Genomic DNA, 10,986 nt, shown 5'->3' with positions numbered 1-10,986 from the left:
GGGGTGAGGAAGAAAAAGTACGCGCGGCAGGGGCGAGCATGCTCTAGCGATCCTTCATGGTCGGATCGAGCACGACACGCAAGGATTCTCCCAGCGCGTTGAACGCCAGGGAGACGACGAGAATGGCAAGGCCCGGCGCATACATCTGCTCCGGGGCGATCTCCATGTATTGATAGGCGCGCGCCAGCATGGCACCCCAGCTCGGATCCGGCGGCTGGATGCCGAGGCCGAGGAACGACAGGCTGGCTTCGGCCAGCAGCGCAGCGGCGAGCAGCAGCGTCACCTGTACGATGACCGGCTGCAGCGAGTTCGGCAGCACATGCCGCCACAGGATGTGCCAGGTCGGCGCACCGAAACCCCTGGACGCGTCGACATAGAGCTCCTGCCGCACGATCAGCGTGCGGGCGCGAACGATGCGGGCCAGCGCCGGAAACATGGTGATGCCGATCGCGATCATGCCGTTGGTGAGCCCAATGCCGAGCGCACCGGTGACCGCGATCGCCAGCACGATGGCCGGAAATGACAGGAACGTATCGATGATGCGGCTGATGATGTCGTCGATCCAGCCGCCGAAATAGCCGGCGACCAGGCCGACCGGCAGCCCGATCAGGACCGCAACGCCGACCGCGAGCAGGCTGGCATAGACGGTGGCGGGCGCGCCGTAGATCAGGCGCGAGAAGACATCGCGGCCGAGATCGTCGGTGCCGAGCAGATGCGCAGATCCCGGCGGCGCCAGCATGTTGTTGACGTCCTGCGCGGTCGGCGCATAGGGCGCGATCCAGGGCGCGCCGATCGCGACGATGACGAGCACCGATAGCACCAGGATCGACAGCGCGGCACGGAGATCGCCGACGAGCCAGCGCAACAAACGCCGCAGCCGGGTCGGCCTGGCCGCCGCCTTCAGTGGGGCGAGCGCCGTGTCGGTCATTGCTCGATCCTCGGGTCGACCGCGGCACACAGCAGATCGGTGATAAGATTGACCGCGATCACCACCACCACCATGGTGAAGACGACGCCTTGCACGATCGGAAAATCGCGCTGGATCGCGCCGCGCACGATCAGGCTGCCGAGGCCGGGGATCGCGAACACCGCCTCGATCACCACGGTCGCCGCGAGCATGCGGTTGACCAGCAGGCTGATGATCGTGAGCAGATTGACGCCGACATTCTTCAGGCCGTGCTGCCAGAGGATGCGGGACATCGACAAGCCTTTGGCGTGAAGGGTGCGGACATATTGCGACGACAGCACCTCGAGCAGCGCTCCGCGCAGCTGGCGCGCCACCTCGGCCATGCCGTAGGCCGCGATCGCGATCCCCGGCAGCAGCGCGTGCCTGACAGCATCGATCGGCGAGGCGCTGAAGGATTTCGCGCCGGTCGCCGGCAGCCAGTTCAGCTTCAGCGAGAACTCCGCCACCAGGATCATCGCCAGCCAGAAGCCCGGCACCGCGACGCCGAGCGAAGCGATCATGCTGATCAGCTTGTCGATCCAGCCGTTCGGCTTGATGGCGGCCATCACGCCCATCGGGATGCCGGTGACCAGCGCCAGCACCAGCGCGATCACCACGATCAGCAGCGTGTTCGGGAAGGCGCGCCCGATGGAATCTGCGACCTTCTCGCCGGTCAACAGAGATTGCGAGAGATCGCCCTGCACGACATGGCCGAGCCAGGCGCCATATTGCACCAGGGACGGCCGGTCGAGGCCGTAGAGCTGCCTGATCTCGGTGATCCGCGCGTCGGTGGCATTGTCGCCCGCCAAGGTCACGGCGATGTCGCCGGGCACCAGCTTGAGCAGCGCGAACACCATGAAGGTCGCGAGCAGGATCATGGGCAGCGCCTGCACCAGGCGGCTGCCGATGACCTTGACCGGTGACCGTCGCGCCATCGTTTAACCTTCCAGCCAGACGTCATCGTATTTCGGCTTGCCGAGCAGGTTCGGGCGATAGCCCTGCACCTTCTTGTTCATGGCAACCAGCTCGAACTGGAACGCCAGCGGTACCACGAAGGCATTCTCCATCACCAGCCGCTGCACGGTGGAGAACGCCTTGCGCCTGACCTCGATATCTTCTGACGCGCGCGACTCCTTGATCGCGGCCTCGAGCTCCGGCGGGACGCCCGCGCGGCCGCCATTGTAATAGGCGTCCTTGGTGAACATCAGCGAATAGGTCAGGCTCGGGTCGGGCCGTCCGGTCCAGGCCGAGAGCAACCCGGCCCCCTTCTTCTCCGCACCGAAGAATGCAGCAGAGGCTTCCGCGACCGTGCCGTTGGAGAACTTCACGTTGATACCGGCCTTGCGCAACTGCTCGATCAGGATCTCCTCGCGCTGCACCGAATCCTGATCGGTGTAGCCGCCGATCTCGATCGGAGTGCCTTCCTTGAAGCCGGCCTCGGCGAGCAGCTTGCGCGCCTTGTCGGGATCGTAAGGATAGAGTTTTGCGACCTCGGCATCATAGGCCCAGTGCGACTTCGGCAGGTTCATGTAGGCCGGCTCGGCGAGCCCGGCGAGCGCGCCCTTGACGAAGGCCTCGCGATCGATCGCGAAGTTCAGCGCCTGCCGGACCTTGACGTTGTCGAACGGCGGCCTGGACCAGTTCAGGAAGATCTGGAACACGTAGAGCGTCGGGCCGTGCACCACCTTGACGCTCGACGCGCGCTCGATGATCGCCTTCTGCCGCGGCGGCAGCTGATAGATCAAATCGTTCTGCCCCGCGGAAACCGAACGCGCGCCGGTGGTGAGTTCCGGAATGATCGAGAATTCGATGCCGTCGGGATAGGGCCGGTTCGGCTTCCAGTATTTCTCGTTGCGCTTGACCACGATCTTCTCGCCGTCGGCCCAGCTCACGAATGCATAGGCGCCGGCGCCGACAGGCTTGCGGGTCACGACGCCGCCATCCACCGCCTTCAGCGCCGTCGGCGACACCATCATGCCGGCGCGATCGGACAGGATGCCCGGCAACGCGGTGTCCGGCGTCTTCAGCTTCAGCGTGACCTGTTGCGCCCCAGTGACCTCGACCGCGTCGACCGAGAGCAGATCGGCCTTGATGTTCGACTTCGCATCGCTCCGGTTGCGATCGAGGTTGAATTTGACGGCTTCCGCATCGAGCGGCGTGCCGTCATGGAAAGTGACGCCGGAGCGGATGTTGAGCACCAGCGTATTGGGATCGGTGAACTTCCAGCTCTCGGCGAGCCCCGGCTTCGGCTTCAGCGTCTCGAATTCCCATTCGACCAGCGTGTCGTACATCGTGAACAGGAAGGCATGGTCGGAGCCGGCGCCGCCGGTGGCCGGATCGAGGCTCGACGGATTGGCCGGCGCCGAGATGCGCAAGGTGCCGCCCTTCTTCGGCGCTGCTTGCGCGAACGCGCGGCCACTGATGGTGGTGCTGGCCAATGCACCCGAGATCAGCGCGATGGCCTCGCGTCGCGTCGTCATTGTCATGGCATCTCTCCAGCACTCTCATGAGACGAAAAATTCGGGCGATCGGCGAAATGGCAGGCCACCCAGTGATCGGGCTCCAGCTCGCGCCACTCCGGCACGCGTTCGGCGCAGAGCGGCTGCGCATGCGGGCAGCGGGTGCGGAAACGGCAGCCTGACGGCGGATCGATCGGGCTCGGCACCTCGCCTTGCAGCACGATGCGGCTCTCCTGCCGCATCGATGACGGCAACGGCCTCGGCTCGGCCGAGAGCAGCGCGATCGTGTAGGGATGCAGCGGCCGCTCGGCGACCTCCTCGGTCGGACCAAGCTCGACGAACTGGCCGAGATACATCACCGCGACGCGCTCGCTGATGTGCGACACCACGGCGAGATCGTGAGTGATGAAGACGTAGGTCAGGCCGAGATCGCGCTGCAGATCGGCGAACAGATTGAGCACGTCGCCGCGGATCGACATGTCGAGCGCGGCCACCACCTCATCGCAGACGATCAGTTTCGGCTTCAAGGTCAGCGCGCGGGCGATCACGACGCGCTGCTTCTGGCCGCCGGACAATTGATGCGGGTAGCGCTCGCCGAACTCCTGCGGCAGCCCGACGCGCTCCAGTGCTTCCCTCGCCTGCCGCTCGCGCGCGGCGCGGTCGCCGATGCGGGCGAGCTCGAGCGGCTCCAGCACCGAGGCAAGGATGGTCATGCGCGGGTTCAGCGCGGCGTTCGGATCCTGGAAGATGATCTGGTAGTCGCGGCGATGGTGCTGGAATTGCCCCCGCGACAGCGCCAGCGGATCGATACCGTCGTGCAGGATGGCGCCGGCGCTGGGTTTCAGCAGGAACACGAGCGCACGACCGATCGTGGTCTTGCCCGATCCGGACTCGCCGATGATGCCGAAGGTCTCGCCGCGGCGGACGTCGAAATTGACGCCGTCGACCGCCTTCACGGTGGCGCGGCGGTCCGAGGTCTGGAAGCGGACCTGGAGGTCACGCACCGAGACAATGGCATCGCGGCGGGGCTCGGATGTGGCTACGGTCATTGGCGCGCGACCCTCGCGCCCGCAGCGAGGTCGGGCGGATGCAGCGCGCCCGGCAGATTGAGCTCGGCGAAGCGCCAGCAACGCACCTTGCGGCCGCCGCCAGCGTCCTGCAATTTCTGCTCGGCCTCGCAGCCCTTCACTGCGTGCGCGCAGCGGGCGCGGAAGCGGCAGCCGGCCGGCATCTCGGCAATCGACGGCACCGGCCCGGGATCGACGGCAGTCGGCCGTGACGCGGGCTCAAATGCGGCAGCGAGCGCAACAAGCCCGACGTGTAGGGATGCAGCGGCCGCACCAGCGCCTCGTCGACGGTGGCGTCCTCGATCACCTCGCCGGCATACATCGTGATCATCCGCGTGCAGGTCTCGGCGACGACGCCGAGATCGTGGGTGATCAGCATCAGCGCGGTCTTCGAGGTCTCGCTGATGTCGCGCAGCAGTTCGAGGATCTGCGCCTGCACGGTGACGTCGAGCGCGGTGGTCGGCTCGTCCGCGATCAGCAGCTCCGGCCCGCAGATCAGGCTTGCGGCGATCATCACGCGCTGGCGCATGCCGCCGGAGAGCTGGTGCGGATAATCGTCGATCCGCCGTTCCGGCGAGGCGATGCCGACGCGGCGGAGCATCTCCAGCGTCTTCGCGCGCGCCTCCTCATAGGACACATCGCTATGGACGCGCAGCGTCTCCGCGATCTGGTGGCCGACCGTGAACACCGGGTCGAGCGCGCTCATCGGCTCCTGGAAGATCATCGCGATGCGCTTGCCGCGGATGGCGCGCATCTGCCGCGCGCTGCAGGACGCCAGATCGGTGCCGTCGAACAGGATCCTGCCGTCAAGCCCGGCGAAATTGCCCGGCAACAGGCGCAGGATCGAGAGCCCGGTGATGGTCTTGCCGCAGCCGCTCTCGCCGACGATGCCGATGCGCTCGCCGGGCGCAACGTCGAAGTCGATCCGCCGCGTGGCCTGCCAGATGCCCTGCGCGGTCTTGAAACGAACGCCGAGCCCACGCACGGACAGCAGCGGCCGCGCGTCGTCGCGCGCGCCCTCCGCCTTGCGCTGTGCCGGTGGCCCTGCTCCCATCAGCCTGCCGCCCGCTTCTTCTCGTTCACCAGCTGCTCCTCCATCAGCATCTCGGTGCCGATGATGCCGTCGCGGGTGAGCTCCTCGAGCTCGGCGTCGGACAGGCCGAGCATGCCGCCGAGAATCTCGCGATTGTGCTCGCCGAGCGTCGGCGGCACCGAGCGGATCGCAAACGGCGCGTCGCCCTGGCGGAACGGCATCGACGGCTGCGGATGCCGTCCGATGAAGGCGCGGTCGACCTGCTGGATGAAGCCGCGGGCGTGCAGCTGCGGATCGTCGAGCAGATCGATCGGCAGCCGCGCGACGCCGGACGCAACACCGGCGCATTGCAGCGCGGCCATCGCCACATCGGCATTGCGCGCGGACGTCCAGACAGTGATCGCAGCCTCGATCTCGGCCTCGCTGGCGCGGCGGCCCGCGGCCGTGCCGAGCCTCTCGTCCGTCGCCCAATCCTCGCGGCCGAGCAGCCGCGCAAGCCTCGGCCACATCGCATCGTCGGACACCGCGACCACGATCCAGTTGTCCTCGCCGTCGCAGCGAAAGCAGCCATGCGGCACGAAATCCGGATGGCGATTGCCGTGTTTCGAAGGCTCCTTGCCGTCGATCGAATGCGCCACGATCCAGGGCGCGGCGAACGGCATCATGCATTCGATCTGGGCAAGATCGATGAACTGGCCCTGCCCCGTGAGCTTGGCGTGGATCAGCGCGGTCAGCACCGCGACAGCGCCATTGAGGCCGCCGACGGCGTCGCCGAACGCGGTATGGCTCATGACCGGCGGCCCGCCGGCCTCGCCGACCACGCTGGGCAGGCCGGAACCTTGCTCGAGGGTCGAGCCATAGGCCCGGCAATCGCGATGCACGCTGCCGGCGCCGAATGCCGACATCGACATCATCACGAGCTTCGGGTTGAGCTTGCTCAGCACGTCGTAGCCGAGGCCGAGCTTGGGCAGCACCTCGACCGAGTAATTGTCGACCACGAGGTCGGCATCGGCAAGCAGGCGTTTTGCAAGTGCCAGCCCTTTCGGCCGGGTCAGGTCGAGCGTGATGCCGCGTTTGTTGCGATTCATGATGCAGTAGCGCACCGACTTCTCGTACATCTGCTCCAGCACATAGGCCGGGCGCCGATCGACGCCGCGCCACCAGTCCGGATACTGCGTCGCCTCGATCTTGATCACGTCGGCGCCGAGATCGGCGAGCGTGCGGGTGCAGATCGGTCCGGCCCACCCCATCGAGAAATCGACGACACGAATGCCTTCAAGCGGCAAACGATCGGTCGGAGCGTGCTTCGGCGTGGGCACGCGCGGCGCGGCCTCGCGCGCGGCCTGCTGCTCGCCGATGCCGGGCACGCGGCCGCCGCGCAGCGGTGGCGTTGCCGTCAGCCGCTGCATCGTGCCGGCGCTGAAACCAGCCTCGTCGCCGACCGTGATCGGCACGATGGCGCCGCGGGCGCGCTTCTCGTCATCGGCGATGAGGTCCGATATCTCCGGCACCGGCACGATCGGGATCTTGCGCTTGAGACCCTCAGCAAACCATTCCTGCGCGGTGCGCTGCTTCAGCCTGGGCAGGATCTTGCCTTCGATCTCGGCGACGCGCTGCAGCCGGTCGACGCCCATGACCAGCGTCGGATCATCGCGCAATTCGTTCAGCCCGAGCATCTCGCAGAACGCGCGCCACTGTGCCGGGGTCACTGTGGTAACGCCGAGCCAACCTTGCTTGGTTTCGTAGATGCCGACCGGAAAGGTCGGCCAGAACCGGTTGACGCCGATCCGCCGCATGATGTCGCCGCGCTGGAACGCCTCGAACATGATGTATTCGGTGACGGCGATAGAGGCCTCGAACAGGCTGAGATGGCTTTCCCGCCCGCGCCCATCGTGCATGCGGCCGAGCACCGATGACGCTGCGGCGATGAAGCCCCACAGCCCACCCAGGATCCCGGTCTGGAAATCCGGCGCGTGCATCGGCGGGCCCTGCTCGGGTCCGACCAGCTTCACGAGTCCGGTCAGCGCGCGGATCGTGGAGTCGGTCGCGGCGAAATCGGCATAGGGACCGCGATCGCCGAACCAGGCGAGGTCGAGATGGATCAGGCCCGGATTGTCGCGCCTGATCGCGTCGAGATCGATCGCGGGACAATCGGCCGCAGCGATGCCGCGCCCATCGAGCAAAATGTCGCAGCCTGCGATCAGCTCATGCAGGCGCGATGCATCGCGCTGGTCGAGGACGACGCTCGATTTGTTGAAGTTGAGAAACGCGAACCACGCGCTGTGCCCTTGCGGCGTCAGCGGCGCGGAGCGGCGAAGCGGATCGCCCGCCGGTGGTTCGACCTTCTGCACATCGGCGCCGAAATCCGCGAATAGCCGCGCGCAATAGCTCGTCGCCGCCGCGCTTCCGATCTCGACAATCCGCAGATGCGACAACGCGCCCATCACGCTTCCTCGCGACAAAATGACCAGCCGATGACATCGACTGATTCAGTTTCTTGTTGGGGTGAACTTGAAGCCGCGCCGACTGTGTGATGCAAGTGGAATTTTCTTCCGCTTGACGGAATTCGCTGGATTGCCGCTGCACTTTGCAGCAAGCGTGCGTTGACGGTCTGCCGCCGTGCGGTTGACGCATTGCTCGATCCGCTATTGTGCTCTCTTCAACACCAACAAACGCCGGGCAGGAAACCATGAGCAAATCAACCACGATCAAAAGCGTCGAAACGCTCGCCTGCGATGCCGGCTGGCGGAATTATCATTTCGTCAAGGTGACCACCGCGGATGGGCTGGTCGGCTGGAGCGAATATGACGAGGGCTTTGGCGCGCCCGGCGTGACCGCGGCGATCGAGCGGCTGTCGGCGCGGGTGGTCGGCAAGAACGCGTTCGAGCACGAACGGATCTATGTCGAGCTGTTCGCCGCGACCCGCCCCGCCGCCGGCGGCGTGGTGGCGCTGGCGTTAGGGGCGATCGAGAACGCGCTGCTCGACGTCAAGGCCAAGGCGCTCGGCGTGCCCTGCTACGATCTGCTCGGCGGCAAGATCCGCGACCGCGTGCGGGTCTACTGGTCACATTGCGCGACCTGGCGCATCAATCATCCCGACTGGTACAAGCCCGCGATCACCGATCTCGACGGCGTCAAGGCGATCGGCGCCGAGGTGCGCGAGAAGAAATTCACGGCGATGAAGACCAACATCTTCGTCTACACCGACGGCAAGCCGATGGGCTGGCGCCCCGGCTTCGGCTCGCCGTTCCAACCCGAGATCAACATCGATCGCACGGTGCTGCGCAATCTCTGCATGCATCTCGAGGCGATCCGCGACGGCGCGGGGCCGGATGTCGATCTGCTGCTCGACCTCAACTTCAACGCCAAGACCGAAGGCTATCTGAAAATCCTGCGCGCCATCGAGAAGATGGACATGTTCTGGGTCGAGATCGACACCTTCAACCCGCAGGCGCTCGGCTATATCCGTCGCCAGAGCCCGCACCCGATCTCGTCCTGCGAGACGCTGCTGGGCCTGCGCGAATTCCTGCCCTACTTCACCGAGCAGGCGATGGATGTCGCGATCATCGACACGCCGTGGAACGGGGTCTGGCAGTCGATGAAGATCGCCGCCGCCGCCGAGCATTTCGAGGTCAACGTCGCACCGCATAATTTCTACGGCCACCTCTGCACCATGATGAACGCGCATTTCTGCGCGGCGGTGCCGAACCTGCGCATCATGGAGACTGACATCGATCGGCTGGCCTGGGACCACGAGCTGTTCACCCATGTGCCCGAATTCGTCGACGGCCATCTCGTGATCCCGGATCGCCCGGGCTGGGGCACCGAACCGAACGAGGAAGGCCTTCGTGCGCATCCGCCGAAGAACAAGGGCGGGCTGCTGAATTACGGGTTGAAGAAGTAAGGACTATTGCCCCGGCCCTCACCCCATCGTCGTCCCGGCCTAGTGCGCAATTGCGCACGGGGGCCGGGACCCATAACCACGAATGGGAGTGAGCCGGTGCGCTGGACCTGCAGCCCGCTATAACAACAGGCTTCGGCGGTAATGGGTCCCGGCCTTCGCCGGGACGACGTATTTATCTAGATCACGCCCCCTCAATTATCCTCGCGCACCGGCGTGAACGCGCTTTCGATCACGTCGCCGATCGGCTGCCAGGCGTTGCCGTCGAACTGCACCAGCCGCATCTGCTTGATGGGTCGGAAATCCTTCGGCCCGGTGTTGATCACGATCCCGGGCAGCGCGATCGGGCTCTGATAATCCTTCAGCGAGGCCGCCTGCCGCATGATATTGTCGCGCGACAGGTCGTCGCCGCACTGCCGCAGCACCTGCATCAGCGTGTCGGCGGCGGCATAGCCGAACACGGCGTAGATGTCGTCCTTATCACCGTCGGGGTAGTACTTGTCCATGAAGGCGTCCCACGCCTTGATCTGCGGGTCGTTCTTCCAGGCGGCATCGCCTGCGTCCTTCAGGAACGAGGTCGAGATCACGCCGAGCGAGTTCTGCAGGCCCGCTGGCCGCAACGCGCTGGCGATCGAGGCCGAGGCATTGTCGAGGATGAACACCGGATGCCAGTCGAGCTCGGCGGCAACCCGGATCGCGCGCGCCGCGATCGCGGGCGCGCCGTCGAACACCAGGATGTCGGCGCCGGAGTTTTTCAGGATTCCGACCTGGTTTTGGATCGAGGTCTCCGACGCATCGAAGGCGAGATCCGCGACGATCATGCCGGCGGTGTCGCCGAGCCCTTCCTGCAATCCCCTGAACAGGTCGCGGCCGAACTGGTCGTTCTGCCAAAGCACCGCGATCTTGCGCGAAGGATAGGCGGCCTGGATGTAATTGGCATAGATCCGTCCCTCGGCGCGGAAGGTCGGCTGCCAGCCCATGGTCCAGGGAAAGCTCTTGGGATGCGCCCACTCCTCGTCGCCGGACGCGACGAACAGCTGCGGGATCTTCTTCTCGTTGAGATACTTTCGCACGGCGAGGTTGCTCGGCGTGCCGAACGAGCCGAACATCAACAGCACGTTCTGCTGCTCGACGAGATCGCGGGTCTGCTCCATCGCGGTCTTCGGATTGGAGCTGTCGTCGACCGAGACGAACTTGACCTTGCGGCCGTTGATGCCGCCATGCTCGTTGACCATGTCGAAATAGGCTGCTTCCGCCCGCCCGATGGTCGCGAACGCGGCGAGCGGCCCGGTGTAGGGCATGACATTGCCGATGCGGATCTCGCTGCCGGCGGCCGCCTCGGGCGCTGGCTGCGCCTGCTGCGCGCGCAACGGCGCCGCCGCGAGAACAGCTGCGAGGGCAAGGACCGTCGAAAGCACTGCTTGTCGTTTTGTTTGCATCAACATCGCCACAAACGCCGGCGACCGGCCGGCGCTCCCTCCCAGCGAGCGGAGCTTATCGCCCAAGCGAATGCCGTAAAAATGAAATGTTGATGGCGGAGGTGGACCTGTCTTCACCTCTCCCGCTTGCGGGGGAGGTCG

8 protein-coding genes and 1 pseudogene are annotated in these 10,986 nt (G+C 65.7%); 1 reads left to right on the top strand and 8 read right to left on the bottom strand.

What is annotated here, in order from left to right:
- Positions 1–43: 43 nt before the first annotated feature.
- From ALC15_RS40110 to ALC15_RS40085, 7 genes and pseudogenes are all read right to left on the bottom strand, one after another.
- Positions 44–928 carry an ABC transporter permease gene (locus tag ALC15_RS40110; protein ID WP_050632031.1) on the bottom strand — a complete coding sequence of 295 codons (885 nt, stop codon included), beginning with the start codon at positions 926–928 and terminating at the stop codon, positions 44–46.
- Positions 925–1,881 carry an ABC transporter permease gene (locus tag ALC15_RS40105; RefSeq protein WP_050632030.1) on the bottom strand — a complete coding sequence of 319 codons (957 nt, stop codon included), beginning with the start codon at positions 1,879–1,881 and terminating at the stop codon, positions 925–927. The genes ALC15_RS40110 and ALC15_RS40105 overlap by 4 nt, the downstream gene beginning before the upstream one ends.
- A 3-nt stretch (positions 1,882–1,884) precedes the next feature.
- Positions 1,885–3,432, bottom strand: coding sequence for an ABC transporter substrate-binding protein (locus tag ALC15_RS40100; protein WP_050632029.1), 1,548 nt, complete (start codon positions 3,430–3,432; stop codon positions 1,885–1,887).
- On the bottom strand, positions 3,429–4,454 hold the full coding sequence (locus ALC15_RS40095; protein WP_050632028.1) for an ABC transporter ATP-binding protein: 1,026 nt from the start codon (positions 4,452–4,454) through the stop codon (positions 3,429–3,431). Before ALC15_RS40095 ends, ALC15_RS40100 begins: the two co-directional genes overlap by 4 nt.
- Positions 4,451–4,594, bottom strand: a complete 144-nt coding sequence (locus ALC15_RS48100) for a hypothetical protein (protein WP_430649229.1) — start codon at positions 4,592–4,594, stop codon at positions 4,451–4,453. Before ALC15_RS48100 ends, ALC15_RS40095 begins: the two co-directional genes overlap by 4 nt.
- Positions 4,595–4,642: 48 nt before the next feature.
- Positions 4,643–5,526 (bottom strand): annotated as a pseudogene (locus tag ALC15_RS40090) (ABC transporter ATP-binding protein); the annotation flags it as partial.
- Complete coding sequence (locus tag ALC15_RS40085) at positions 5,526–7,949, bottom strand: CaiB/BaiF CoA transferase family protein (protein WP_050632027.1); 2,424 nt, start codon at positions 7,947–7,949, stop codon at positions 5,526–5,528. The gene ALC15_RS40085 and the pseudogene ALC15_RS40090, both read right to left, overlap by 1 nt.
- 245 nt (positions 7,950–8,194) lie before the next feature.
- Between ALC15_RS40085 and ALC15_RS40080 the strand changes: the two genes are divergently transcribed.
- Positions 8,195–9,409 carry a mandelate racemase/muconate lactonizing enzyme family protein gene (locus ALC15_RS40080; protein WP_050632026.1) on the top strand — a complete coding sequence of 405 codons (1,215 nt, stop codon included), beginning with the start codon at positions 8,195–8,197 and terminating at the stop codon, positions 9,407–9,409.
- 191 nt (positions 9,410–9,600) lie between these two features.
- Here ALC15_RS40080 and ALC15_RS40075 read toward each other — a convergent pair whose 3' ends face one another.
- On the bottom strand, positions 9,601–10,851 hold the full coding sequence (locus ALC15_RS40075) for an ABC transporter substrate-binding protein (protein ID WP_050632032.1): 1,251 nt from the start codon (positions 10,849–10,851) through the stop codon (positions 9,601–9,603).
- Between the last annotated feature and the right edge of the window lie 135 nt (positions 10,852–10,986).

Origin of the sequence: Bradyrhizobium viridifuturi, from assembly GCF_001238275.1 — a bacterium.
Taxonomy (GTDB): Bacteria; Pseudomonadota; Alphaproteobacteria; order Rhizobiales; family Xanthobacteraceae; genus Bradyrhizobium; species Bradyrhizobium viridifuturi.
Note: the sequence above shows the minus strand (reverse complement) of the source record. Positions and strands in the feature narration are given on the sequence as shown.

What these genes read in the sequence shown, in the direction of transcription:
- ALC15_RS40110 (WP_050632031.1), bottom strand. Translation starts at nt 928, where the DNA reads ATGACCGACACGGCGCTCGCCCCACTGAAGGCGGCGGCCAGGCCGACC.
- ALC15_RS40105 (WP_050632030.1), bottom strand. Translation starts at nt 1,881, where the DNA reads ATGGCGCGACGGTCACCGGTCAAGGTCATCGGCAGCCGCCTGGTGCAG.
- ALC15_RS40100 (WP_050632029.1), bottom strand. Translation starts at nt 3,432, where the DNA reads ATGACAATGACGACGCGACGCGAGGCCATCGCGCTGATCTCGGGTGCA.
- ALC15_RS40095 (WP_050632028.1), bottom strand. Translation starts at nt 4,454, where the DNA reads ATGACCGTAGCCACATCCGAGCCCCGCCGCGATGCCATTGTCTCGGTG.
- ALC15_RS40085 (WP_050632027.1), bottom strand. Translation starts at nt 7,949, where the DNA reads ATGGGCGCGTTGTCGCATCTGCGGATTGTCGAGATCGGAAGCGCGGCG.
- ALC15_RS40080 (WP_050632026.1), top strand. Translation starts at nt 8,195, where the DNA reads ATGAGCAAATCAACCACGATCAAAAGCGTCGAAACGCTCGCCTGCGAT.
- ALC15_RS40075 (WP_050632032.1), bottom strand. Translation starts at nt 10,851, where the DNA reads ATGTTGATGCAAACAAAACGACAAGCAGTGCTTTCGACGGTCCTTGCC.